Here is a 25,378-nt window from a genome sequence, read left to right as displayed (position 1 = left end):
CATCACCACCAAACCAGTATCAACAGCGCCAAACACACGGAAAGCGCAAAGAAAGAGAGATCCATTAATAGCGGGTGCCAGATATCACCGGCATACATCCAGTTGCGCAATAAACGGTGAATAATCAGCCAGAACAGGAAGCCAAGCAGGACGGCTTTAAATACAGGGGGGAAATAAATAGAAGCACCAACCACAAGGTCTTGCAGCGGGACTCCAGGAATGTGGAAAATAGACTTCACAAGCAGAAATCCTTTGCAATTGAAGAGTTATGGCTCGATAGTATGTCGTCTTTTGACATAAAATCACATCATTTGAAACAGTGTAACTCACGGATCTGGTTTGCGTGCACGTGGCAATTCATTTGTTTTGCTAATTTAAATACTGCACACTATTCTAAAATCAGTATAATAACTTAGCAAGCTAATTATAAGGAGATGAAATTGGAATCGCCATTAGGTTCTGATCTGGCACGGTTGGTGCGCATTTGGCGTGCTTTGATTGACCATCGCCTCAAACCTCTGGAACTCACGCAGACTCACTGGGTTACGCTGCATAATATTCATCAGCTGCCGCCCGAACAGTCGCAAATCCAACTGGCAAAAGCGATCGGCATCGAGCAGCCGTCTTTAGTTCGTACTCTGGATCAGCTGGAAGAGAAGGGATTGATCTCACGCCAGACCTGTGCGAACGACCGTCGTGCTAAACGCATTAAGTTAACTGAGAAAGCGGAACCGCTGATCCAGGAGATGGAAGCGGTCATCAGCCACACGCGCGGTGATATCCTGTCGGGGATATCCGCTGAAGAGCTGGAGATGTTGACCACGCTCATCCGCAAACTAGAGCAGAATATCATTGAGCTGCAATCGCGCGATTGATACTCATTGAGATTCAAAAAAGCCCGCGATATTCGCGGGTTTTTTTCATCTCGATTATTCCCAGACTACCACACGGTTTCTGCCCGCCGCTTTGGCGCGGTACATCGCTTCATCCGCACGTCTGACGCACTCTTCTACCGGTACCGACAGATCGACGGCGGTGAAAACGCCCATGCTGATAGTGATAGACTCCGGCAGTTGCGCATGGCTGCTTTCGGCATCATGCTGGCTGATGGCCAGGCGAATACGCTCGGCAATTGTTCGTGCCACTTCTGGAGAGGTGTTGACCAGCAGCAGGGCAAACTCCTCGCCGCCGATACGTGCGGCAACGTCATTTTGCCGCACCGAATCCTGCAGCACTTTCGCCACGAACTGAATCACCTTGTCGCCCTGCAGGTGACCATATTTGTCATTAATGCGCTTAAAGTGGTCCAGATCGCTGACGATCACCGACACCGGCTGGCCGTTAGCAATGGTGGGTAGCAGCGCGGTGAACGAGTCGTAGAAATAGCTGCGATTGTACAGTCGCGTTAACGGGTCGCGGATGGAGTTCTGGTACGAGTCATGGTACTTCGCATTGGATTGGCGATAGAGTGTGAACACATCGCAAAACAAGACAAAGATAAGGAACAGGGTCGAGATCGTTTCGAACAGACGCGCCTGATACCAGCTGTAGCTGGCGGTATCCTGGCCGGTCATCAGGACAAACAGCGTGAAGATATAGCAGGCGCAGAAGAAGGCCCCGCTGTACCAGAATATATTGCGCAGTTGCGTTGTAATCAGAATGGTTAAAAGCGTTATCACCCAAAGACCAAACAATATCCAGCTAATAATCTCTTTCCAGATTTCAGTATATATAAAGGTAAGATTATCAATAAAGGCAACGCTGAGTAATGGATCGTTACTGGAATATAGCCACGCTAATTCCATAATGAATGCGCAGAAAATAACGATAGCGCTAAGAATGAAAAAATGGATTTTGCGGGTGTGCATCTCACGTTGTTTAAATGCGTAGAGAATGACAGCGGTCATAAATAGTAGTGCCATTAATATATTACGGAATACGTAAAAGATCAGGGCATCATTATAATTCGTGACATTTACGCCACCGCATAGGAACCAGTCTGGGTAACTATTCAGCGTTCCCAGCATCAATAGTGCGGAGCTGGCAAAGGCGCAGGCGATGGGCATAAGGTAGAGACGACGTTTATCACACAAATACTTCATGATCATAAACACGGCGATCATGGTGTGGAAAACCATGAGAAAAATCGTCAGCGTTGGGAACAATATTGGCGAAATGGCAGGAACGTTTCGGATAACTGCGTTCGAAAAATGATTCAGAACAAGTGTGCCAATAAGGGTGATGGTCAGATAAATCAAAAAGCGCTGTAGCGGAAATTTTAGCAGCATATATGTGTCCTGTGTACGCAACGCCGGGCATGCAATGGGCATCCAGCCCTATACGCAGGGAGTGTAATAGATAAACTGTCAGGAAATATTGTCCACGCGCAAATAATACATAAGCTAAATGTCGTTTATGTATTCATGGCATGAATTAAATGATTATCTGAAAAAAAGTATTAGAAATAATACTGAGTGATGGAAAGGTACGTGGCCGTAGCGGCCACGTACGCGAAGTGGGGCTTAACGCGGGGAAACGGTAACCTGGCTGCCGTTGCTCGCCATAACCACACGCTGACCAGCAGAGAAGCGGGTATCACCCTGTTTCTGTACCACCATGATGGTGTTGCCGTCATCCTTGCGAATTTCCAGCTCAACGCCTTGAGTTTTGTTCATCGCACCCTGAACGCCTTGACCTGCTACGCCACCTGCCACGGCACCTGCCGCAGTTGCCAGGGAACGACCGGTGCCGCCACCGATAGTGTTACCCAGGAAGCCACCCAGAACTGCACCACCAATCGCGCCGATCACGTTGCTATCATCGCCGCCCTGAATCTGGACAGGACGCACGTGGACGATGGTACCGTAGGTCACATTCTGGACCTGTTTCGCTTCGGATGCCGAGTAAACATCGCCTGACAACCCGCTGTTGCTGACACATCCGGCCAGGGATAAACCAATCATTGAAACAGCCAATACGCGTAACATCATTATATGAATCTCCAGTTCACTCAGAATCGCTCTTGTGAGCATCCGTACTAAACAATTATATGGTATTTGATTCGAGCGGTCATATATTCCGCATTTATTATTAAAAGAATAATCCATGACGGCTTAACCAACGTTAAACGCAAGGGAAACTACCATGCGGGTCAATGATCGGTATATTGTTAAAAAGTATTATTAGTTAATAGCATTAAGTGTCACTTTATGATTCAGTGTTGACTTTGCAAAGATGACTAAGGACGGCGTATGAAATCCGGGCGATATATTGGCGTGATGTCAGGAACCAGTCTTGACGGCGTGGACGTCGTGCTCGCGGCTATTGATGAAAGCCGCGTAGCCCAGCTTGCCAGCCTCACCTGGCCAATACCGGTAGTGCTAAAAGAGGCCGTGCTGGCCATCTGCCAGGGGCAGGCGCTGACGCTTTCACAGCTTGGTCAGCTCGACAATCGGCTGGGGAATCTGTTTGCTGAAGCAGTAATAGCGCTAATGTCTCAGGAGCATCTTGAGGCGCACGATATCGTCGCTATCGGCTGCCACGGACAAACGGTCTGGCATGAGCCGACGGGCGCGGCACCGCACACGATGCAGATTGGCGATAACAACATTATCGCCGCCCGCACCGGCGTGAGCGTGGTGGGCGATTTCCGCCGCCGCGACATGGCGCTAGGTGGGCAGGGCGCGCCGCTGGTGCCTGCTTTCCACCAGGCGCTACTGGCGCATCCTGACGAACGTCGGATGATCCTTAACATCGGCGGCATTGCCAACCTCTCTTTACTCGTTCCCGGCATGCCGGTGCGCGGTTTTGATACCGGCCCGGGTAATATGCTGATGGACGCATGGATCTGGCGCAGCCTCGGCAAGCCTTACGACAAAGATGCCGAGTGGGCGAGCGAAGGTAAGGTTATCCTGCCGATGTTGCAGGATATGCTGAGCGACCCGTACTTCTCGGCACCTGCACCAAAAAGCACGGGACGCGAGTACTTTAACTACGGCTGGCTGGCGCAGTTCCTGGCGCGCTACCCGGGCCTGCGTCCGCAGGACGTCCAGGCGACGCTGACTGAACTGACCGCCGTGACCATCAGTGAACAGGTGATGTTGAGCGGCGGATGCGAACGTCTGCTGGTCTGCGGCGGCGGCAGCCGTAATCCATTAGTGATGGCGCGTCTGGCCGGTCTGCTTGCCGGAACGGAAGTGGCGAGCACCGATGCTTACGGGATCAGCGGCGACGATATGGAAGCGTTGGCATTTGCCTGGCTTGCCTGGCGAACCGTCGCAGGGCTGCCAGGAAATCTACCGTCGGTGACCGGAGCTTCGGCGGCGACCGTGCTAGGGGCTATTTATCCAGCAAATCCGCAGCATAATCAGAGTTAACTGACATCTTCTTTTACAGTGGGCCGGTAGACTTAACTTGAACGGGAGTGTGACAATCGCTCCTTGACCAGGAATGTCGGAAGGCCCAAAACAATGAAAAAGCTACTTATTGCTGTTCTCCCTTTTATGCTCGCTGGCTGCAGCGCGTACAATCAGTTTATGGAACGCATGCAGACCGACACGCTGGAATACCAGTGTGAGGAAAAACCGCTGACCGTGCATCTCAACAATCAGCGTCAGCAGGTGAACTTTATCTATGACAACCAGCAGCTGAATCTCCAGCAGGGTATCTCCGCGTCGGGCGCTCGTTATACCGACGGGATCTACGTGTTCTGGTCTAAAGGTAACGAAGCAACCGTCTACAAACGCGACCACATCGTGTTGAATAACTGCCAGTTACAAAACCCCAAGCGTTGAGATTTTCAGGCGGGCGGCGCACAATAACGCCACCCGTTGACTACTCTCTTAAACGCCATGTCTGATAACGACGATCTGCAACAAATCGCGCATCTGCGCCGTGAGTACACCCGTGGCGGCCTGCGTCGCCATGACCTTCCTGCTGAACCGCTGCCTCTGTTCGAACGTTGGTTACGCCAGGCATGTGATGCCAGACTGGCTGACCCTACGGCGATGGTGGTTGCCACGGTTGATGAAAACGGTCAGCCGTATCAGCGTATCGTTCTGCTTAAGCACTATGACGAGAAAGGGCTGGTTTTCTATACCAACCTGGGTAGCCGTAAGGCACATCAGCTGGAGAACAACCCGCGTATCAGCCTGCTGTTCCCGTGGCATATGCTGGAGCGTCAGGTGATGGTTATCGGCAAGGCAGAACGCCTGTCGACCCTCGAAGTCGTGAAATATTTCCACAGCCGCCCGCGCGACAGCCAAATCGGCGCCTGGGTATCTAAGCAGTCCAGCCGCATCTCCGCGCGCGGTATCCTCGAAAGCAAGTTCATGGAACTGAAGCAGAAATTCCAGCAAGGCGAAGTCCCGCTGCCGAGTTTCTGGGGCGGTTTCCGCGTTTCTATTGAGCAAATGGAATTCTGGCAGGGCGGTGAACATCGCCTGCACGATCGTTTTTTATACCAGCGCGACGCAGATGCCTGGAAAATCGACCGTCTGGCACCGTAATCTCTGAAATTTGTTGTGTTAAGCGCTAGCGCTGAGTGCGCCAGCGCTTTATTCTATAGAGCTTTCGCGTCTGGCGAAAAGTCGTGTACCGGCAAAGGTGCAGTCGTATATAGATGGAGAATTTGATGGCAAGCAGTAACTTGATTAAACAACTGCAAGAGCGGGGGCTAGTCGCCCAGGTAACGGACGAGGTAGCGTTAGCAGAGCGACTGGCGCAAGGCCCGATCGCGCTCTATTGCGGCTTCGACCCTACCGCCGACAGCTTGCATTTGGGGCATCTTGTTCCTTTGTTATGCCTGAAACGCTTCCAGGAGGCAGGGCATAAGCCTGTTGCTCTGGTCGGCGGCGCAACCGGTCTGATTGGCGACCCAAGCTTTAAAGCGGCCGAGCGTAAACTGAATACCGAAGATACCGTGCAGGAGTGGGTGGATAAAATCCGCAAACAGGTGGCACCGTTCCTCGATTTCGACTGCGGCGACAACTCGGCTATCGCGGCCAACAACTATGATTGGTTCGGCGGCATGAACGTGCTGACCTTCCTGCGTGATATCGGTAAACACTTCTCTGTTAACCAGATGATTAACAAAGAAGCGGTGAAGCAGCGCCTTAACCGTGACGATCAGGGCATCTCTTTCACCGAGTTTTCCTACAACCTGCTGCAGGGTTATGACTTTGCCTGCCTGAACAAACTGCACGGCGTTGCGCTACAGATTGGCGGTTCCGACCAGTGGGGTAACATCACCTCCGGTATCGACCTGACCCGTCGTCTGCACCAGAACCAGGTATTTGGCCTGACCGTTCCGCTGATTACCAAAGCGGATGGCACCAAGTTCGGTAAGACCGAAGGTGGCGCAGTCTGGCTGGATCCGAAGAAAACCAGCCCGTACAAATTCTACCAGTTCTGGATCAACACCGCGGATGCCGACGTTTATCGCTTCCTGAAGTTCTTCACCTTTATGGACATTGAAGAGATCAATGCGCTGGAAGAAGAAGACAAAAACAGCGGTAAAGCCCCTCGCGCCCAGTACGTACTGGCCGAGCTGGTTACCCGTCTGGTGCATGGCGAAGAAGGTCTGGTGGCGGCAAAACGCATCACCGATAGCCTGTTCAGCGGTTCACTGAGCGCGCTGAGCGAAGCAGATTTCGAGCAGCTGGCGCAGGACGGTGTGCCGATGGTTGAGATGGAAAAAGGTGCCGACCTGATGCAGGCGCTGGTGGACTCCGAGCTGCAGCCGTCTCGCGGCCAGGCACGTAAAACCATCGCCTCTAACGCGGTCACCATCAACGGTGAAAAACAGGCTGACCCGGAATATTTCTTCCAGGAAAGCGATATTCTCTTCGGTCGTTACACCCTGTTACGCCGTGGTAAGAAAAATTACTGTTTGATCTGCTGGAAGTAATATTCCGAAACGAGGGGGCGTGGGAAACTACGCCCCCTTCTTTTTTGTCGTTTGAGTAGAGCTAATGAACAACATCCTCGCCATTCAATCTCACGTCGTTTTTGGGCATGCGGGCAATAGCGCCGCTGAGTTTCCTATGCGTCGCCTTGGTGCGAACGTCTGGCCGCTGAACACGGTACAGTTTTCCAACCATACCCAGTATGGCCAGTGGACGGGCTGCGTGATGCCACCAACGCATCTGACAGAGATTGTGCAGGGCATTGCGGCTATCGACCAGTTGAAGCGCTGTGACGCGGTGCTGAGCGGCTATCTGGGCTCTGCGGAGCAGGGCGAGCATATTCTTGGCATCGTGCGTCAGGTCAAAGCGGCGAACCCGAAGGCGAAATTTTTCTGCGACCCGGTTATGGGGCACCCGGAAAAGGGCTGCATCGTGGCTCCAGGCGTGGCGGAATTTCATAAGCGCTATGCCATGCCAGCAAGCGATATCATCGCGCCTAATCTGATTGAGCTGGAGATTCTCGCCGGTCGTGACGTGAAGGATGTGAATGATGCGGTGCTGGCTGCGCGTGAGCTGATTGCTCAGGGGCCGGAAATCGTGCTGGTCAAACATCTTGCTCGTGCAGGATACAGCCAGGATCGCTTCGAAATGCTGCTGGTGACGGCGGATGAAGCCTGGCATATCAGCCGCCCGTTGATCGATTTTGGGACACGTCATCCCGTCGGTGTGGGCGATGTGACCAGCGGTCTGCTGCTGGTTAAGCTGCTGCAAGGGGCTAGCCTTCGCGACGCGCTGGAGCATGTGACCGCGGCGGTGTACGAGATTATGGTGACGACGAAAGCGATGGGCGAGTATGAGTTGCAGGTAGTGGCGGCGCAGGATCATATTGCCAAGCCAGAGCACTGTTTTAGCGCGACTCAGCTGTAAATTTTCCCGGCGTCGCGAAGCTCTGCCGGGCTACACTAGCTTGTAGCCCGGACGAGGTGCGAAGCGCTGACTCCGGGGAGCCAACGCACCACGACTACTTCAGACCTTCAGCCGTCATGGCTGCCGCCACCGCAGGACGTGCCGCAACACGCTCCATGTAGGTCGCAATATTTTTGTATCCCGCCATTTCCAGCTTCACGGCAAACGCCCAGCGCAGCACGGTAAACAGATAGGCATCGGCAATAGTGAAGCGTGAACCGCTAATCCACTGCGCGTTCGCCAGCGATTCATCGATGTAGGCCAGCTTCTTATCCAGCAGCGCGCGCGCCGTTGGTTTGTAATCTTCCGGGGTATCCGGGCGGAAAAGCGGCGTAAAGCCTTTGTGCAGCTCTGTCGCGATATAGTTCAGCCATTCCAGCGTTCTGTAACGATTGATGGTACCAACCGGTGCCAGCAGTTGGCGATCCGCAACGCTATCGGCGATGTACTGCATGATAGCCACGCCTTCCGTCAGCAGGGTGTTGTCGTCCAGCAGCAGCGCAGGAACCTGGCCTTTCGGGTTGACCTTCAGGAAATCGTCACCGTTTTCCATACGTTTGTGCATCAGGTCGACGCCGATAAGCGTGAAGTCCTTTCCGCTCTCCCTCAACGTGATGTGCGATGCAAGGGAACAGGCGCCGGGTTTGTAGAACAATTTCATGGGTAACTCCTTCAGACTTGGTTATTTTTGTTTTCCCTCAGCCGAAGGGCAGCCGAGGGATATGGAGGTATGTTCGTGCCTGAAGCGATAAAAAAAAAGCCGCTAACAGAAGTTAGCGGCCTAAATATTTATTCGTTTCCCGATGACGTTATGCGGAAGCGACTTTACCGTCAGCAGCAGGTTTTGCGTCGTCCTGAGTCATACGGTTCAGTTTCGGAGCGGTCAGCAGCATCAGCACGGCAATAATGGCCGTTGCGACACCAATCTGCAGGAATACGTGGCCATAAATGTTCAGAGACATCAGTGGGTCAGTCACATCTTCCGGAACCGCCATCTGGCCTGCAACGTAACCACCGATGATGTTCGCACCGGCAGTCGTCAGGAACCAGCTACCCATGATGAAGCCCATCAGACGCTGTGGAACCAGCTGTGCCACCATCGCCAGACCCAGACCAGAAATCATCAGTTCACCGATGCTCTGCAGGCCGTAGCTGATGATCAGCCAGTTAACGGAAACGATACCCGCGTCGGAGGCGAATTTCGCGCCCAGCGGCAGCACCAGGAAGGCACCGGAGCACAGCACCATACCAATTGCGAACTTGGTCGGCATTGGCAGGTTGTCGCCCATCTTGTTATAGATAGCGGCCAGAATTGGGCTACCGATGATGATCCAGAATGGGTTCAGTGCCTGATACTGTTCCGGTTCGAACGCGATACCCAGAATGGAGTGCTCAACGTTACGAATCGCGAAGAAGTTCAGCGAGGTCGGCATCTGGCTGTACAACACGAAGAAGATAATCGCTTCGAGCATCAGGATGAATGCTACGATCATTTTACGACGTGGCGCACCGCTCATCGCGAAGGTTTCTTTACCAAAGATGAACACGATACCCAGCGCAATCACGCCCAGAACCATACGTGCGATGCCCTGGTTGTGCAGCAGCCAGGTGGCAACAGCAACCAGAATCACAACGCCAACGATAGTCAGCAGCAGGTTGCGGTAGTTGATCGGCTCGAAGTCAGGCTTGGAACCGTACTGTTTAACCCAACGCTGGCAGAAAGCGAAGTTAACCACGGTGATCAGCATACCGACGACGCTCAGCGCGAACGCGGTGCTCCAGCCGTATTTTGCGGCCAGCCATGGCGTTGCCAGCATGGAGAAGAACGAACCGATGTTCACGGACATGTAGTACATGGTGAATGCACCGTCCAGACGCGGGTCGTCTTTGGCATAGCAGGTAGAGAGCAGGGAAGACGGGTTGGCTTTAAACAGGCCATTACCCACGGCGATTGCCGCCATACCCATATAAACGATGCCTGCATCGTGACCAGACCATGCGACCAGCGCATAGCCGATAGCCAGCACCACGGCACCCAGCATAATCACGCGTTTCGTACCCAGTACTTTGTCGCCCAGCCAGCCGCCGATAGCAACCAGACCGTACACTAATGCACTAAAGGAAGAGAACAGCGTGATGGAATCTGCTTCTGACATACCCAGCTGTTTAACCAGGTAAACGGCCATAATGCCTTGCAGGCCGTAGAAACCAAAACGCTCCCATAACTCGATAGAGAAGATGAGATAGAACGCTTTAGGTTGTTTGAAGGCGTTTAAACTGACGCTTTCAGTTGGTTTATTGTTTGCAGTAGACACATATACCTCTTATTTACATCCCATTCTAATGGGGGGTGTACTGGGCGGAGTGCTCATTGGCATCCACCTTATAGTTATTCTGGAGGGAAACGGGAAGTAATGTTCACTATCCTGCGCTTTCAGACAAGGCCTTTGTAATACTCCGTTACAAATAAAAAGAGTGGAATAATTAACCAGACATATAAATGTTATTTAGCGTTAAATTTCACGCTTTAAAATTAAGCGGTTTTTTATTCTGAAATAGAGGGGCAAAAACGGCAATTTAACGATATCTTCTGCTGATTGCGCTTTCATATAGTGATATAGGCTGGATTCTGAAAAATAACTGGATGATCATATTGTGCGTTACGGAGGATTCATCCTAATGATGTAAGCGAAATGCTCGTAAATAAACATAAATGCAACACCATGTTGTGGTGATGATCTGGTCAGTTTTTGTATAGAAAATTTCGTTAGTGATGGCCTGTTTAATCTGTAAAAGTGTTATATAGGCGTTGGATATGCCAAAAAATGAATAATTAGATGGGATTAAACGCGGTCTAGTCACTCGAAAGGGGGCGGCGGACCGATTTGCCACGCCGCAAAAAATGGACTACAGCTCCACTTTCTCTTTAAATTCACACAGATCTTCGATGATACAGGAACCGCAGCGCGGCTTACGGGCGATGCAGGTGTAACGGCCGTGCAGAATGAGCCAGTGGTGGCAGTCGACCTTAAACTCGGCGGGAACCACTTTCAGCAGCTTCTCCTCCACCTGTTCAACGTTCTTGCCTGGTGCAAACTGCGTGCGGTTACAGACGCGGAAGATGTGCGTATCGACGGCGATGGTGGGCCAGCCAAAAGCGGTGTTTAATACCACATTCGCCGTTTTACGCCCAACACCCGGTAGTGCTTCCAGCGCCGCCCGGTCTTCCGGAACTTCACCGCCGTGCAGTTCCAGCAGCATGCGGCAGGTCTTGATGACGTTCTCCGCTTTGCTGTTGAACAGGCCAATCGTCTTGATGTACGCCTTCACGCCATCGACGCCCAAATCGAGCATCGCCTGCGGGGTGTTCGCTACCGGGTAAAGTTTGGCGGTCGCTTTGTTGACGCTCACGTCCGTCGCCTGAGCGGAGAGCAGAACCGCAATCAACAACTCGAACGGTGAAGTAAAGTTGAGTTCGGTGGTCGGGTGCGGATTGTTGTCCCGCAGTCGAGTCAATATTTCAAGACGCTTGGTTTTGTTCATCAGGCTTTCTCGGCCCCATCTACGTTCACGCTATCGGCGGCAATAACCTGCTGAGCATGGCGTTTCTTAGTCCGTTCATCGATAAGATATTTGATAGCCAGCAGCATTCCCAGGCCGATAAACGCACCCGGTGGCAGCATCGCCAGCAGGAAAGGGGTGTCGGTATGGAAGACTTCAATACGCAGCGATTTCGCCCAGTTGCCCAACAGCCCATCCGCGCCGTCAAACAGCGTGCCGTTACCGAGAAGTTCACGGATGGAACCGAGTACAAACATGGTGCAGGTGGCGCCCATGCCGATAGCAAAACCGTCCAGCGCTGACAGCGCCGGCCCTTTTTTGGCTGCAAACGCTTCTGCGCGCCCTACGACGATACAGTTGGTGACGATAAGCGGGATAAAGATCCCCAGCGACTGGTACAGGCCGAACGCATAGGCGTTGATCAGCATCTGCACGGCGCTGACCACCGACGCAATAATCATCACGTAGATGGGGATACGAATTTCCGCCGGCGTCCAACGGCGTAGGCTGGAGATGGCCAGGTTAGTCAAGGTCAGCACTAGCGTCGTGGCAAGGCCTAAACCGAGGGCGTTAGTGGCGGTTGAGGTGACTGCCAACAGCGGACACATGCCTAAAAGCTGAACCAGCGCGGAGTTATTCTTCCATAGCCCCTGGACAATAACCTCTTTAACTTCGCTCATCGTTTATCCTCCACAGGCTTGCAGTTGTGACAGTTGGTCGGGCAGCGTTTGGGCATACAGCCCTGCGCGTTTTACCGCATTCACTACCGCACGAGGGGTTATGGTCGCCCCGGTGAACTGGTCGAACTGACCGCCGTCTTTCTTCACTGCCCACTGGCTATCGTTCGCACCGTTGATTTTTTTACCGGCGAAGAAGGTTATCCAGTCAGACAGGCGAAGCTCTATTTTATCGCCCAGCCCGGGCGTTTCGTGGTGCTCGGTCACGCGGGTACCGAGCACGGTACCGTTAAAATCGGCACCCACCAACAGCTGAATAGCGCCGGAATAGCCGTCCGGTGCGGTGGCTTCGAGTACGGCGGCGACCGGCTTATCGTCCTGACGGGCGATATAAACCTTATGCGCGCCTTTGCCGAGCGCCGGGGCTTCCACCACAAAGCAGCTCTTCAACAGGTCATTATTATAGCTGCCTACCGGGATCACCTGCTGGAACAGGGCGTTTTGCTGCTTCTCGGCCTGGTCGTCGATGGTGTGCTTGGTTAACTGGTTGATTGCCGCCGTCAGCCCGGTAGAACCGGCTGCGAACAGCGCCAGCGTGACACCGTGTTTACGCATGGTCTTTAACATGTGAATCCTCAGCGGTGTCCGTAAACGCGCGGTCGCGTGTAGTAATCAATCAGCGGGACGGTGATGTTAGCTAACAGCACGGCAAACGCCACGCCGTCCGGGTAGCCGCCGAAGCTGCGAATCAGCCAGACCAGCAGGCCCGCTAGCGCACCAAAGATAAGACGACCTCGGTTGGTCGTGGAGGCGGTGACCGGGTCAGTAAGAATAAAGAACGCACCCAGCATGGTCGCGCCAGAAAGTAGATGCATCTGCGGCGAGGCGACGCTTTCCGGGTGGAACAGCCAGCCGAGCGTTGAGCAGACGGCCAGACTCACCAGGAAGCTGACTGGAATATGCCAGCGAATCGCTTTTTGCCACAGCAGGAACAGGCCGCCGACCAGATAGGCCACGTTGACCCACTGCCAGCCGGCACCGGCCAGCGCACCGTGATAAATCGACGATTTCAGGATCTCATCTACAGGATGTCCGGCATGAAGCGACGTTTTGAAGGTATCGAGCGGCGTCGCCTGGCTTATGCCATCGACCCCCATCTTCAACGCCGTCATGTCCTGACCTGCGGGGGTATGACCGCTGAAGATCACCTGCAGCGCGTCCATAAAGCCCGGCACGTTGGCGGCGATATCGTGCGGCGGCAACCAGGAGGTCATCTGAACCGGGAAGGAGATCAGCAGCACCACGTAGCCAATCATCGCCGGGTTAAACGGGTTCTGGCCCAGGCCGCCATAGAGTTGCTTAGCAATAATCACGGCAAACACGGTACCGAGTACCACCATCCACCACGGGGCAAACGGCGGAATACTGATGGCCAGCAGCAGGCCGGTCAGTAGCGCGGAGTTATCGGCGAGCGTCTGGCCAATGTTTTGCTTGCGCAGGCGGAGCACCAGCGACTCGGCAAGCCAGGCGGTAAGAATAGCGAGAACCAGTTGAATGATGGTTCCCCAACCAAAAAACCAGCTCTGGACCACAATGCCGGGCAGTGCGGCTATGACCACCAGCATCATAATGCGCGACGTCTGGCGATGGTTGTGGGTATAAGGGGAACTTGCGATTTTGAAAACCATTTAATCCTCGTTAACGGCCTGAGCGGCTTTCCTGGCTTGAACACGGGCAATAGCGGCAGCAACGGCGGCTTTGCGTGGGTCGTCGTTGGCGGCTGGCTTGTTCACATCCGGTGCGGCTGCTTTGCGCGCTTTGGCTCGCGCGATGGCGGCCTCAACGGCAGCTTTACGCGGGTCGACCGCTGTCTCTTCAACGGTAACGGCTGGTGCTTCAACTGATTGTGCCACTTTACGTGCTTTGGCACGCGCGATGGCGGCTTCAACGGCAGCTTTGCGCGGGTCGTTAGCCTCGTCAGCGGCAGCAGCAGGTTCTGCTGCTTCAGCCGGGGCCGCTTTGCGCGCTTTGGCGCGAGCAATAGCCGCTTCAACCGCGGCTTTACGCGGGTCGACCGCTTCAACCGTCGCCTGCTGTTTTTCAGCCTGCGCGGCGCGAGCCTGAGCTTTACGCGCTTCACGGGCGGCCGCCACTGCGCTGTTATCCGGCACGGCACCAGCCTGAATCACAATCGGCTGCGCGGCCTGTTGCTGTTTTTCTCGTACGCGAGCCAGTGCCGCATGAATGGCATCCTGATCTTTGGCAGCAGGCTGAACGGCCGCTTTTTTATGGCGCTCTTCACGGGCGGCTTTCTCGCGTTCCAGACGCTGCTGGCGCGCTTCGAAACGGGCCTTGGCTTCTACTGCGCGCTGCTCTTCCTGACGAATGGCGCTGATTTCGGCCTTTTCCTGACGGAAGTACTGCACCAACGGAATGCTGCTTGGGCAGACCCACGCGCAGGCACCGCACTCGATGCAGTCAGAAAGGTTGTGCGCCGTGGCTTTATCGTGCTGCTGGCCTTTGCTGAACCAGTACAGCTGCTGCGGCAACAGATCAGCCGGACAGGCATCGGCGCAGGCGCTACAGCGAATGCAGCCTTTCTCCTCTTCCGGCTCGCCCATTTCAGCGGCGGAAGGGGCCAGCAGACAGTTGGTGATTTTGACCACCGGTACATCAAGCCAGGGCAGGGTAAAGCCCATCAGCGGGCCACCCATGATCACCATCTGATCGCTGGTCGGGCAAAAATCGGCATGTTTGAGCAGATGCTGTACCGGCGTGCCCAGACGCGCCCAGACGTTACCAGGTTGGCCAACCGATTCACCGGTCAGCGTGACCACGCGTTCGGTCAGCGGTTCGCCGTCGATGACCGCGCGTTTGACCGCATAGGCGGTGCCGACGTTCTGCATCAATACGCCAATATCCGACGAACGGCCGCCGTGCGGAACCTGTTTACCGGTCAGAATTTGCGTCAGCTGTTTTGCGCCGCCGGAAGGGTATTTGGTTGGGATCACGCGTAGGCTAATACCGTGACAGCCCGCGAGCACCGCGCGCATCATCGAAATCGCCTGCGGTTTATTATCTTCGATGCCGATAAGCACCTGCTGCGGCTGCAGGATATGCGCGAGGATCTGAATCCCTTCGACAATCTGCGCCGCGCAGTCCTGCATCAGGCGATCGTCAGCGGTGATGTACGGCTCGCACTCGGCGGCGTTAATAATCAGCGTGGTGATTTTATCGCCGCCGCCGCGCAGTTTGTTGCCCGTCGGGAAGCCTGCGCCGCCTAAACCGGCAACGCCAAACTGGTGGATACGTTCGATAAGCGCGTCGCGGCTATGGTTTTTGTAATCACTCCAGCCGTCGCGGGTTATCCAGCGGTCTTCGCCATCGGCGTCAATAATGACGCTCATTTCCGGCAGTGCGGAAGGGTGGGCGGTAGCATGAGGCTCAATGGCGACCACCGTTCCGGAAGTCGGTGCGTGGACCGGCAGCATGCGTCCCCAGCCGCGGGTTAACGGCTGACCACGGAGCACGTGATCCCCAAGCTTCACGCTGAGTTCACCTTCTGCGCCAATGTGCTGCTTCAACGGAATAACAAAGCGCTGGGCAAGGGGAACCTGGCGCAGCGGCGTGCCGTTTGACTGGGTTTTCATTTCAGGCGGATGAATGCCTCCGTCGAAATCCCAGATTTTGTCTTTTCTGAAGGCGGAGAATAGCTTAAGCATGGCGTTCCACAGGAATGTTTCGTACCGGGATAGTGTGCAGATCCCACTTCCAGCTGTCGGTTGTCGTTTCGACAGGGCGTAACTCGATACACTGCGTTGGGCAAGGGGCCACGCACAGGTTACAGCCGGTGCACAGGTCGCTGACCACCGTATGCATGGCGCGGGTCGCGCCAATAATGGCGTCTACCGGGCAAGCCTGAATGCACTTGGTACAACCGATACAGTTATTTTCATCAATGATGGCAAGCATGCGCGCTGGCTCAGCGGCCGCTTCGTCACCACCGATGGGCTGCGGGTCAACGTTCAGCAACGTGGCAATTTTCAGCATCACGGCTTCACCACCGGGCGCGCAGCAGTTAATTTTTTCACCGTTGCTGACCGCTTCCGCGTACGGGCGGCAGCCGGGGTAACCGCACTGGCCGCACTGGCTCTGCGGCAGCAGTTCATCAATTTTTTCAACTACCGGATCATCCTCAACGGCAAAACGGCGCGAGGCATAACCCAAAATGACGCCAAAAATCAGCCCTAACAGGCTGATTGCAGCGACAGCAATCCAGAAGGTCATCATTACAACTTCACCAGCCCACTAAAGCCCATAAAGGCTAATGACATTAAACCAGCGGTAATCAGCGCAATGGCGTTGCCGCGAAACGGCGCGGGAACGTCGGAGACCACCAGACGCTCGCGAATGGACGCGAACAACACCATAACCAGCGAGAAGCCGACCGCGGCAGAAAAACCGTACAGCGCCGACTGCAGGAAATTGTGGCCGAGGTTGATGTTCAGCAGCGCCACGCCGAGGACGGCGCAGTTGGTGGTGATAAGCGGCAGGAAAATACCCAGCAGGCGATAGAGCGCCGGGCTGGTTTTACGCACCACCATTTCGGTGAACTGGACGACTACGGCGATGACCAGAATAAACGCCAGCGTGCGCAGGTAAACCAAATCCAGCGGGATCAGTATCCAGGTATCGATAAGCCAGGCGCAAATAGAGGCCAGCGTCATCACGAAGGTGGTCGCCAGGCCCATCCCCATAGCCGTTTCCAGCTTTTTGGAAACGCCCATAAACGGGCAGAGCCCCAGGAACTTCACCAGGACGAAGTTATTTACCAGCACGGTACCGATAAAGAGCAATAAATAGTCAGACATCATTCGACCTGTAACAAAAAAAGCTGCCTATTATCTGACAAAGTGTCTCAAGCGACAACAGGCTAAGTGTGGGGGTATTACGCGTTGGTAAAGGTGCGTTTTACCCGCTGCGAACGCTTGAAGTACGGCACAATCAGCGCGGCGGCCAGCAGTGGAAGCAGCAGCTGTCGTACGGCAAGGTCGTCAGAAATCGGCGAGAAGGCGAAGGCTTTCACCGCCAGCAGGACGCCAATCATCAGCCAGATAATGTAGTGTTTTGGCACGTTATGGCGGCGCTTGAAGAAGGCGATAGTTAGCCACAGCGTGTAATAGCACATGGCGACGAACGACAAGAAGGAAAGGGCGAGCAGGGTAATATTGGCCGCCCCCATCTCTTTAATCAGACTCAAGGTGTTCGGTGTCAGCAGGACGTAGCCAAATTTAACTAACGTGATGCAGATGCTTATTAACTGAACAATCAGCCAGGCCAGCGGGCCAAGCAGCCATCCGCCGATACGTTCCGCAGAATTATCCGACATTGTGTCTCCTGAAAATCAGCGCCAGTGAAGAGGAAAAAATACAGGCCGAGGAGTATAAGCAACTGGCGCTCTGGAAAAAACTACTATTGCACGAATCGCCAAACGGATTTTGGCACCTGACCCACATCGAACAGTCGCCCGCCGGAGACCAGTTCCGCCCGACGATGGTCCGCAGCGCGATACATATTGATAATTTCTTCGGTGTTGGTCAGTGAGTAGTTCAGGTGATCGTAGAGTTTTTCAAGCGTGTCCAGCGAACTGACTTTACGGAATTTTAATAAATAATCCAGAACGGTCATTTAAGGGTATCCATTTTATAATGTTGGGGCTCACCGTACAGCGTGCTTCAGGCCGTCAGAGCGGTCTGGAATACGATGCGGATAATGGGGTCAGTGCAGCCAATAGGTATATCGACATCTGCTTTTATTGAGAGTTCAGCGTATACGACTAAACCTCAGCAGGATAGCCTGGATTATTTGGCTTATAGGCGGGAATTACAATAACAGAAAATGTCCTTATTGATTTCGATACATAAAATGTGCTTTTTTAGGCTGTCAGGGCGCTTGGCGCGCCCTGACAAAGTGAAATTAACGATTCTCACCGCGGCTGGCAATCACGTCTTTATACCAGAAGAAGCTTTTTTTACGTTTACGCATCAGATTTTGCTTATGGTCGACATAAACAAAACCGTATTGTTTTTTGTAACCGTTTAGCCAGCTCAGCAGATCGATAAACGACCACGGATAATAACCGCGAACGTCGGCGCCAAGCGCAATGGCTTTTTCCAGCGCCTCGATATGAACGCGTAAGAAATCGATACGCGGGGTATCAACCACTTCGCCATCGACGATAGGGTCGACGGCACCCAGGCCGTTCTCGGTAATATAGATAGGAATATCACCGTAACGTTCTTTGATCATCATGATGCCGTCGGTTAACCCCTGAGGCCAAATCTCCCAGCCCCATTCGGTGTAGACGCTTTCCGGATTGCGGACGAAATAGAACAATCCTTCAACGCCTTGCTCGCCGCTGACTTTCTCTTTTGGCGGTGTCGCAGAGACGGTTTCACGACGATAGTAGTTCAGGCCGATAAAATCGCAGCGGTTTTTGCGCAGCAGTTCATCATCTCCCGGCGCAAAGCGCGGTACACCCCAAAGGGCCTGAGATTGCGCGAGCAGCTCATCAGGGTAGCGGCCTTTCAGCACCGGATCGTAGAACCAGTGAGTATGGATAGCGTCCGCCAGCTCGGTAGCGGCTTGGTCTTCCGGGCTATCGGTCAGCGCGGAGTGCGGTTGCAGCACGTTAACAAAACCAATTTCACCGTTGATTCGCATCCCACGGAACGCTTTGACCGCCATCGCGTGAGCGATAAAGACGTGGTGGCAGGCCTGAATAGCGCGCGCAGGGTTACGTACGGAAGGGGGGTGGCTACCGGTAATGTAACCGTGACCGATAAAGACGATCGTTTCGTTGAAGGTGGCCCATTTCTTCACGCGGGAACCAAAACGGGCATAGCACAGACGCGCGTACTCTTCGAATGCTTCGGCCGTGGAGCGGGCTTCCCAGCCGCCTTCGTCCTGAAGCGCCTGCGGGAGATCCCAATGATAGAGCGTAATCATGGGTTCAATATTATGTGCTAACAGGTCATCAATCAGATCGCTGTAAAACTTCACCCCGGCTTCGTTGATCTCGCCCCGGCCGTTCGGCAGCAGGCGGGGCCATGAGATAGAGAAACGGTAGCTTTGCAGCCCCATTTCCGCCATTAACTGGACGTCTTCTTTTACGCGATGGTAGTGATCGACGGCAACGTCGCCGTTTGTACCCTGATAGGTTGTCCCTGGCTGGTGGGAGAAAATATCCCAGATAGACGGGCCCTTACCGTCTTCATTATGTGCACCTTCAACCTGGTACGCTGCCGTGGCAGCTCCCCAGAGAAAATTTGGGGGAAAAGCAGACATATAACACTCCTTACCTGTGTGATAACACGAGTGTAAGGAGTGCTTTCAAGGGGAGCAACCGGTTTCTGAAACCGGTTCCATTGATGAGATCTGAATCACTCTTTTACGATGACGGCGGGACATTTTTTTGCAGCGTCGCGGTAGTGGGTTCCGGCGGCTGGTAGTTATCGATGTGGTGCGCCACAAACAGAAGCAGAACGGAGAAACCCAAAATAATCCAACCAATTAATTCAACAATACGCGTCATTACGGAAGTCATGAAATTATACTTACAGTCCATTGATAAAAGAGAGCCAGAGCAAGATCTTAGCGTGCCTGCGTCACAACGCAAGTTTTCAGCCGAATCGTTTCGACAGGCGGTGGTTATTTCATCAATTAGAGTTCTGATAAGCCATAATGTTATTAAACTGTTGTATGGAACCTTCAGATGAGTTCAAATAAAGAAATCGATTACAAAATCAGTTTAAAGCACACCAAATAGAGAAGTGAGGCGACATATGAGTGACCAAATCCGTGTTGGATTAGTGGGTTATGGCTATGCCAGTAAGACATTTCACGCTCCGCTCATCAGCGGCACACCGGGGATGGAGCTTGCCGTCGTCTCCAGCAGCGATGCCAGCAAGGTTCACGCCGACTGGCCAGCAGTACAGGTGGTCTCCGACCCGACCGCGCTGTTTACCAATCCGGATATCGACCTGATTGTTATTCCGACGCCGAATGATACCCATTTCCCGTTAGCGAAAGCGGCGCTGGAAGCTGGCAAAAACGTGGTGGTGGATAAACCGTTTACCGTGACACTGTCACAAGCGCGTGAACTGGATACGCTTGCTAAACAGCAGGGCAAACTGCTGTCGGTGTTCCATAACCGCCGCTGGGATAGCGACTTCCTGACGGTGAAAGCGTTGATCAATGAAGGTAAGCTGGGCGATATCGCTCACTTTGAATCGCATTTCGACCGCTACCGTCCGCAGGTGCGCGCCCGCTGGCGTGAGCAGGCCGGGCTGGGCAGCGGCATCTGGTATGACTTAGGCCCACATCTTCTGGATCAGGCTGTCACCCTGTTTGGTTTACCACAAAGCCTGTATGTCGATCTCGGCCAGTTGCGCCCCGGGGCACAGTCAACGGACTACTTCCATGCGGTGTTAACCTATCCACAGCGTCGCGTCGTGCTGCACGGCACGCTACTGGCGGCGGCGGAAACGGCGCGTTATATCATCCACGGTTCCGAGGCAAGCTATGTGAAGTTTGGCCTCGACCCACAGGAAGATCGCCTGAAAAGCGGGGAGCGTCTGCCGCAGGCCGACTGGGGCTACGATATGCGCGATGGCGTGCTAACGACGGTGGACGGTGAAACGCGGGTGGAAACGACGCTGTTGACGCAGCCGGGTAACTATCCTGCGTACTACGCGGCAATTCGTGATGCATTGAACGGCATCGGTGAGAATCCGGTACCGGCCGGTCAGGCGATCCAGATTATGGAATTGATTGAGCTGGGGATGGAATCGGCGAAGCACCGTGCGGCGCTGACGTTAGTGTAATCGTTAGAGCATTGAGCAATCCCGGCAGGTATTCCTGCCGGGATTTTTTTATGCCTGTTTAACGCGGGCGATAAGCGCCTGTTTTTCGGCAGCGGAAAGGAACGCCATTTCCAGACCATTGATCTGCGCCTGACGAATCTGTGCCGGGCTTAAGCCTGCCGCCGGGGCGGCTGTGTGATACTCGTGCTGAATATCAATGCCCTGAACTGCCGGATCATCGGTGTTGATGCTTGCCAGCACGCCGTGTTCAAGGAACGTTTTCAGCGGATGCTGCGCCAGCGACGGCACGGTGCTGGTCTGAATGTTGGAGGTCAGGCATGATTCAATGCCGATGCGTTTTTCCGCGAGGAAATCCATCAGTGCCGGATCCTGAATGGCCTTCACGCCGTGGCCAATACGCTCAGCGCCGAGGTCGCGAATGGCCTGCCAGATGCTTTCCGGGCCTGCCGCTTCGCCCGCGTGAACGGTGATGCGCCAGCCCGCATCGCGCGCACGGGTAAAGTGGTTCAGGAACAGATGTCCCGGGAAGCCCAGCTCATCGCCGGCCAGGTCGAGCGCGGTAATACCGTCACGGTGTGCCAGCAGGGCATTGAGCTCTTCTTCGCAGGCTGCTTCGCCGAAAGTTCGACTCATAATGCCGATAAGACGCGCTTCGACGTGAAAGGTTTTGCAGCCTTCTTTTACGCCCGCAATGACCGCTTCAACCACGCCGTCAACCGGTAACTGGTGGGTCATTGCCATATAGCGCGGAGAAAAACGCAGTTCAACGTAGTGCAGGCCGTTGCGGGCTGCATCTTCAATGTTCTCATAGGCGACGCGGCGTACGGCGTCCAGAGAAGCCAGAACCTTCACGCCCCAGTCAAGTTTGCTCAGGAAGCTCACCAGATCGGGTTCATTGCTGGTCACCTGCACGTGGGGCAGCAGGGTTTCAAGCGTAGTAGCAGGGAGCGCGAGATTGTACTGGCGGCCAAGTTCGAGGATGGTCTGGGCGCGGATATTACCATCAAGATGGCGGTGTACATCGGTTAAAGGCAGGTTGGTATCAATCATGATCGCACTCATTTTTTAGTTAAAGTGCAAACCATTATACAACAGGGTTGTAACCAGTTAAAAGTGTTGAAAAATAGATGCTTTTACAATCGCTTGGGAGTGCAGCAGGGGCATTTTTAGCATTTATGTGCATACGCGTAGTAGGGCGGGTGATCTTCTGGAGCCAGCGTTGAGTAAACAGCCCAGCCCACACTGCCAAAAATAGTAGGAATAATCTTAATTCGTTGTCGTTTTTGTGCTGATCTGAATAATGAACATGAAAATCAATAAGGGCAATGTCTATGAAAATTCATGCTATTACACTCATTGCGCTATTTTTTATTTCTCCAATTTCACATTCAGAACCTTTGGAGCGGGAGTACAATACCTGGTATTCAAAAAATGCCATCTTTTATGACATGACGCAGACATCAGAGGGATTCCCGGTCATGCTGAGTATTGCTCAGCCTGGGCGGAATGGCGCCAATATGCTGGTTTCTTACATGTCGGAGGGCGCCTGTGGTACGGGGAATAAAGCGTTTAATGTCAATGGTAAAAATATCCCAGCCAGGTACAGCTGTGTATCAATTGGCAAGAATAAGATTGAACACTTTGCCGTAAACGATTCGCAACAAATCAATGAGATGGTGAATCATCTCAAGTCCGATTTCACACTATTGCTGCAAAATGATATCAAGGTATGGGCTGCCAATATCAAAACACCGAAGTATGGCATAGCGCCACGATTTTGAACGGTAGCCTGCTGTTGACGACCCGGATCTTCCTCAGACCGGGTAATTCAGCGCCGCTGGACGTTTAAGCTGGGTGATAACCCGCTTAATAATCAATAGCGCCTGAGTCAACTGCTCCATATCCGGCCCACCAATACACAACCGAATCCCCGCCTGATCGGCGAACGGTGTCACCTCCGTTGAGGCAGGCGACGTCACTTTAATACCGGCGGCAAGCGCTGCCTCGTAGAAAGGGTGTACGTTTTCCCGGGGGAGTGGCAGCCAGAGGTGGAAGCTTGGCAGCCCTGAGTGGTACAGGTCTTCGCCCAGAATATCGAGCGCCAGCGCGTATCGCCGCGCGGTTTCTTGCTCAATGGCAAGGGTGACGGTTTCGGCGGTACCGTCCAGCAGCCACTGCTCCATAATGGCGCAGCTCAGCGGCGAAACCATGATAGCCGTTGTTCTGAGCATCGATTCCCCCTGCGCGTAGAGCGCCTTGGGCAGCAGAAGCCCACCAATTCTAAGCGCCGGATTCAGGATCTTCGACAGGCTATTTACATACAGGGTGATATCTGGTGCCAGACGGGTGATTTGCGGTATGGCGATATTGCGGGTCAGCCGATAAACATCATCTTCAATGATAAACAGCTTCCGTTCTCGGCAAACGCGCACCAGTTCATGACGACGCGTCAGGCTCATCACCCGCGTCGAAGGGCTTTGCAGCAGCGGAGTCACATACACCGCCGCGTTGTGTTCACCGCGGGCGTCGAGCGCGGCTGCCAACGCCTTGGCATCCATACCGTCATCATCCATCGGGATGCCGACCAGCGTCAGATTAAGCAACCGTGAAAGCTGAATCAGTCCGGAATAGGTCTGCGCCTCAACGTACAGCGTACTGAACGGTTTGCAGACGGTGGAGAGCGCCACCGACAGTGCGTGCTGCGCGCCGCTGGTGATAATGAGCTGTTCGGCATCGGCCTCAACGCCAAGCTGGGTGAACCAACGCGCCAGTAGTCGACGGTGCTCATCATGACCGGCGGGAGGGGCATAAAAGTTAAACATATCCATATCCGGCCGGCGTGCGATGGCGGTGAGCGTCGCGCCGAGCGAACGCGCCGTCAGAGCGGCAGGCGGCGTATTCTGCGAAAGATCGATAACCTCTGCGCTACGCGCGTTTGCCAGTGCGACAAACATCCCGCTTCCCTTAACGCTGCGGACCAGGCCGCGCTTTTCGAGTATCCCGTAGGCCTTTGTCACCGTGCCGAGGCCAATACTCAGGGTATCCGCGAGATCCCGATGCGCCGGTAAACGTGCGCCGTAGGGCAGTAGGCCGGAAAGAATATCTTCCGATAAAGCCTGTACCAGCCGTTCGGTGGGGGATGTTATCTGTGCTGCAAGCCGTGGCTGCCAGGGGGATCGTTCGCGCATCTGATTACCTAAGTGTAATGTGACACTATATATATTTACTAATAGTGTCACGCATTCTATGCTAATGCCAGCTAAAGCCGCATCCGAAACAGGCATTCAATATGAGCATAAAAGATATTTCCGTTATTGCGGACGGACCAAACACGTCCGCACAAAATGATTCCGTGGGGGCTGAATTTCGTCGTGGGATTAAAGAAGGACTGCCGGTATTACTTGGCGTTATTCCTTTCGCACTGGTGCTTGGTGCACAGGCGAGTCATAAGGGCTTAAATCATTTTGAAGTACCGTTAATGACCGGGCTTAATTTTGCCGGGGGCTCTGAATTTGCAGCAATACAAATCTGGACCAATCCACCGCATATTCTATTAATTGTGGCCGTGACCTTTCTGGTGAATAGCCGACATATTCTGATGGGGGCGACGCTGGTGCCACTGCTGGCGCGTTTTCCGAAACGCAAGGTGCTCCCGGCGCTGTTTTTGATGACTGACGAGAGTTGGGCATTGAGCTACAGCGATGCGCAAAAGCGCGCCGGGCGTGGAATGCTCAGTTTTAGTCTGCCTTATTATCTTGGTGCGTCGCTGTCGTTTTATGCCATGTGGGTGGGTTTCACTGCCCTTGGCGCACTGGTGGGACCGGTGCTGGGCGATGTTAACCGTTATGGTTTTGATATGGCGTTCCCGGCGGTGTTTCTGGTGCTGGTCCGGGGCATGTGGCGCGGGGTTTGCAAAGCGCTGCCGTGGCTGAGCAGTCTGCTGGTGGCCGTGGCGGTATATCACCTTATCCCCGGCGTCTGGTACGTTATCGCCGGGCCTCTGGCCGGGTTGGCGGTGGCCTGGCGGTGGGGGGAGAAATAATGCCGGATCAACAAACGCTGTTTGCCATCGTATTGATGACGGCAACGACCTATTTAACGCGCATCTCCGCATGGCTTATTTTACGGAACCGTACGCTGACGCCGGGTGCAATGACGGTGCTGCGTTCATCCCCTGGGTGCGTCATGCTGGCGTTTATCGCCCCGTATTTTGCCTCAGGTAATTTTATTGATTTAATCGGCCTGGGGATCTCATTTATTGCCGCTATTCGTTTTTCCATGCCGGTGACCGTTATTATTGGCGTGTTCGCTACGGCGCTGTTACGTCACTATTTTTCTCAGTGAGGATATTCATAATGACCAGGACTTTGCGCAGCGCCCGTCT

General features: G+C 53.9%; 28 protein-coding genes. 10 read left to right on the top strand and 18 right to left on the bottom strand.

The annotated features are described in order from the left end of the window. Positions 1 to 2 precede the first annotated feature (2 nt). A complete protein-coding gene (locus V6944_RS06195; RefSeq protein ID WP_333498294.1) occupies positions 3 to 239 on the bottom strand; it encodes a DUF1656 domain-containing protein in 237 nt (78 codons plus the stop codon). Positions 240 to 434: 195 nt separating this feature from the next. Between V6944_RS06195 and slyA the strand changes: the two genes are divergently transcribed. Then, the gene (gene slyA, locus V6944_RS06190) at positions 435 to 875 is read left to right on the top strand and encodes a transcriptional regulator SlyA (RefSeq protein ID WP_333498293.1); all 441 of its coding nucleotides are present in this window, start codon (positions 435 to 437) and stop codon (positions 873 to 875) included. A 54-nt stretch (positions 876 to 929) separates the two neighbouring features. Here slyA and V6944_RS06185 read toward each other — a convergent pair whose 3' ends face one another. Both V6944_RS06185 and slyB read right to left on the bottom strand, forming a co-directional pair. After that, a complete protein-coding gene (locus V6944_RS06185; protein WP_333498292.1) occupies positions 930 to 2,288 on the bottom strand; it encodes a sensor domain-containing diguanylate cyclase in 1,359 nt (452 codons plus the stop codon). Between the two features lie 234 nt (positions 2,289 to 2,522). Further along, the gene (slyB, locus tag V6944_RS06180; protein ID WP_052281529.1) at positions 2,523 to 2,990 is read right to left on the bottom strand and encodes an outer membrane lipoprotein SlyB; all 468 of its coding nucleotides are present in this window, start codon (positions 2,988 to 2,990) and stop codon (positions 2,523 to 2,525) included. A 261-nt stretch (positions 2,991 to 3,251) separates the two neighbouring features. Between slyB and anmK the strand changes: the two genes are divergently transcribed. The 5 genes from anmK (at position 3,252) to pdxY (ending at position 7,832) form a co-directional block, all read left to right on the top strand. Beyond that, positions 3,252 to 4,376, top strand: a complete 1,125-nt coding sequence (gene anmK / locus V6944_RS06175) for an anhydro-N-acetylmuramic acid kinase (protein ID WP_333498291.1) — start codon at positions 3,252 to 3,254, stop codon at positions 4,374 to 4,376. 93 nt (positions 4,377 to 4,469) lie between these two features. Continuing rightward, complete coding sequence (gene mliC, locus V6944_RS06170) at positions 4,470 to 4,793, top strand: C-type lysozyme inhibitor (RefSeq protein ID WP_185666163.1); 324 nt, start codon at positions 4,470 to 4,472, stop codon at positions 4,791 to 4,793. 57 nt (positions 4,794 to 4,850) lie between these two features. Further along, positions 4,851 to 5,507 carry a pyridoxamine 5'-phosphate oxidase gene (gene pdxH / locus V6944_RS06165; RefSeq protein ID WP_035897054.1) on the top strand — a complete coding sequence of 219 codons (657 nt, stop codon included), beginning with the start codon at positions 4,851 to 4,853 and terminating at the stop codon, positions 5,505 to 5,507. Positions 5,508 to 5,632: 125 nt separating this feature from the next. After that, on the top strand, positions 5,633 to 6,907 hold the full coding sequence (tyrS, locus tag V6944_RS06160; RefSeq protein WP_333498290.1) for a tyrosine--tRNA ligase: 1,275 nt from the start codon (positions 5,633 to 5,635) through the stop codon (positions 6,905 to 6,907). Positions 6,908 to 6,971: 64 nt separating this feature from the next. Next, positions 6,972 to 7,832, top strand: a complete 861-nt coding sequence (gene pdxY, locus V6944_RS06155) for a pyridoxal kinase PdxY (RefSeq protein ID WP_333498289.1) — start codon at positions 6,972 to 6,974, stop codon at positions 7,830 to 7,832. A gap of 94 nt (positions 7,833 to 7,926) precedes the next feature. Here the strand turns inward: pdxY and gstA are convergent, their stop codons facing one another. The 13 genes from gstA to blr form a co-directional block, all read right to left on the bottom strand. Beyond that, entirely contained in the window at positions 7,927 to 8,532 is a 606-nt protein-coding gene (gene gstA, locus V6944_RS06150) for a glutathione transferase GstA (RefSeq protein ID WP_333498288.1), read from the bottom strand. A 148-nt stretch (positions 8,533 to 8,680) separates the two neighbouring features. Next, positions 8,681 to 10,186 carry a dipeptide/tripeptide permease DtpA gene (gene dtpA, locus V6944_RS06145; protein ID WP_333498287.1) on the bottom strand — a complete coding sequence of 502 codons (1,506 nt, stop codon included), beginning with the start codon at positions 10,184 to 10,186 and terminating at the stop codon, positions 8,681 to 8,683. 592 nt (positions 10,187 to 10,778) lie between these two features. After that, positions 10,779 to 11,414, bottom strand: coding sequence for an endonuclease III (gene nth, locus V6944_RS06140; protein WP_333498286.1), 636 nt, complete (start codon positions 11,412 to 11,414; stop codon positions 10,779 to 10,781). Then, positions 11,414 to 12,112, bottom strand: coding sequence for an electron transport complex subunit E (locus tag V6944_RS06135; RefSeq protein WP_333498285.1), 699 nt, complete (start codon positions 12,110 to 12,112; stop codon positions 11,414 to 11,416). Before V6944_RS06135 ends, nth begins: the two co-directional genes overlap by 1 nt. Before the next feature lie 3 nt (positions 12,113 to 12,115). Further along, complete coding sequence (gene rsxG, locus V6944_RS06130; protein ID WP_333498284.1) at positions 12,116 to 12,736, bottom strand: electron transport complex subunit RsxG; 621 nt, start codon at positions 12,734 to 12,736, stop codon at positions 12,116 to 12,118. A gap of 8 nt (positions 12,737 to 12,744) precedes the next feature. Then, positions 12,745 to 13,797, bottom strand: coding sequence for an electron transport complex subunit RsxD (rsxD, locus tag V6944_RS06125; RefSeq protein WP_333498283.1), 1,053 nt, complete (start codon positions 13,795 to 13,797; stop codon positions 12,745 to 12,747). After that, complete coding sequence (rsxC, locus tag V6944_RS06120; protein ID WP_333498282.1) at positions 13,798 to 15,831, bottom strand: electron transport complex subunit RsxC; 2,034 nt, start codon at positions 15,829 to 15,831, stop codon at positions 13,798 to 13,800. Beyond that, entirely contained in the window at positions 15,824 to 16,399 is a 576-nt protein-coding gene (rsxB, locus tag V6944_RS06115) for an electron transport complex subunit RsxB (RefSeq protein ID WP_333498281.1), read from the bottom strand. Before rsxB ends, rsxC begins: the two co-directional genes overlap by 8 nt. Next, entirely contained in the window at positions 16,399 to 16,980 is a 582-nt protein-coding gene (gene rsxA, locus V6944_RS06110) for an electron transport complex subunit RsxA (RefSeq protein WP_185666174.1), read from the bottom strand. The genes rsxB and rsxA overlap by 1 nt, the downstream gene beginning before the upstream one ends. A gap of 77 nt (positions 16,981 to 17,057) precedes the next feature. Next, the gene (locus tag V6944_RS06105; RefSeq protein WP_333498280.1) at positions 17,058 to 17,498 is read right to left on the bottom strand and encodes a DUF2569 domain-containing protein; all 441 of its coding nucleotides are present in this window, start codon (positions 17,496 to 17,498) and stop codon (positions 17,058 to 17,060) included. 83 nt (positions 17,499 to 17,581) lie between these two features. Continuing rightward, complete coding sequence (gene ydgT, locus V6944_RS06100; protein WP_333498279.1) at positions 17,582 to 17,797, bottom strand: transcription modulator YdgT; 216 nt, start codon at positions 17,795 to 17,797, stop codon at positions 17,582 to 17,584. Between the two features lie 288 nt (positions 17,798 to 18,085). Further along, on the bottom strand, positions 18,086 to 19,456 hold the full coding sequence (locus tag V6944_RS06095; protein ID WP_333498278.1) for a GH1 family beta-glucosidase: 1,371 nt from the start codon (positions 19,454 to 19,456) through the stop codon (positions 18,086 to 18,088). A gap of 103 nt (positions 19,457 to 19,559) precedes the next feature. Next, on the bottom strand, positions 19,560 to 19,715 hold the full coding sequence (blr, locus tag V6944_RS06090; RefSeq protein ID WP_333498277.1) for a division septum protein Blr: 156 nt from the start codon (positions 19,713 to 19,715) through the stop codon (positions 19,560 to 19,562). Positions 19,716 to 19,953: 238 nt separating this feature from the next. On the opposite strand from blr, the gene V6944_RS06085 reads away from it, so the two are divergent. Next, positions 19,954 to 20,994 carry an oxidoreductase gene (locus V6944_RS06085; protein WP_333498276.1) on the top strand — a complete coding sequence of 347 codons (1,041 nt, stop codon included), beginning with the start codon at positions 19,954 to 19,956 and terminating at the stop codon, positions 20,992 to 20,994. A gap of 48 nt (positions 20,995 to 21,042) precedes the next feature. Here the strand turns inward: V6944_RS06085 and add are convergent, their stop codons facing one another. Next, the gene (gene add, locus V6944_RS06080) at positions 21,043 to 22,044 is read right to left on the bottom strand and encodes an adenosine deaminase (RefSeq protein WP_333498275.1); all 1,002 of its coding nucleotides are present in this window, start codon (positions 22,042 to 22,044) and stop codon (positions 21,043 to 21,045) included. Positions 22,045 to 22,325: 281 nt separating this feature from the next. Between add and V6944_RS06075 the strand changes: the two genes are divergently transcribed. Then, positions 22,326 to 22,775: a hypothetical protein gene (locus tag V6944_RS06075; protein ID WP_333498274.1), complete on the top strand. Its 450-nt coding sequence runs from the start codon at positions 22,326 to 22,328 to the stop codon at positions 22,773 to 22,775. A gap of 33 nt (positions 22,776 to 22,808) precedes the next feature. Here the strand turns inward: V6944_RS06075 and V6944_RS06070 are convergent, their stop codons facing one another. Next, the gene (locus V6944_RS06070) at positions 22,809 to 24,182 is read right to left on the bottom strand and encodes an aminotransferase-like domain-containing protein (RefSeq protein ID WP_333498273.1); all 1,374 of its coding nucleotides are present in this window, start codon (positions 24,180 to 24,182) and stop codon (positions 22,809 to 22,811) included. A gap of 101 nt (positions 24,183 to 24,283) precedes the next feature. Between V6944_RS06070 and V6944_RS06065 the strand changes: the two genes are divergently transcribed. Both V6944_RS06065 and V6944_RS06060 read left to right on the top strand, forming a co-directional pair. Beyond that, positions 24,284 to 25,036, top strand: coding sequence for an AzlC family ABC transporter permease (locus V6944_RS06065; RefSeq protein WP_333498272.1), 753 nt, complete (start codon positions 24,284 to 24,286; stop codon positions 25,034 to 25,036). Further along, positions 25,036 to 25,338 (top strand): AzlD family protein, encoded by a 303-nt coding sequence (locus tag V6944_RS06060; protein WP_333498271.1) that lies wholly within the window; start codon positions 25,036 to 25,038, stop codon positions 25,336 to 25,338. Before V6944_RS06065 ends, V6944_RS06060 begins: the two co-directional genes overlap by 1 nt. The last annotated feature ends 40 nt before the right edge of the window (positions 25,339 to 25,378 follow it).

Source organism: Kluyvera sp. CHPC 1.2972, from assembly GCF_036759925.1.
GTDB lineage: Bacteria > Pseudomonadota > Gammaproteobacteria > Enterobacterales > Enterobacteriaceae > Kluyvera.
The sequence above is the reverse complement of the archived record's forward strand: the minus strand, read 5'-3'. Positions and strand labels throughout refer to the sequence as shown.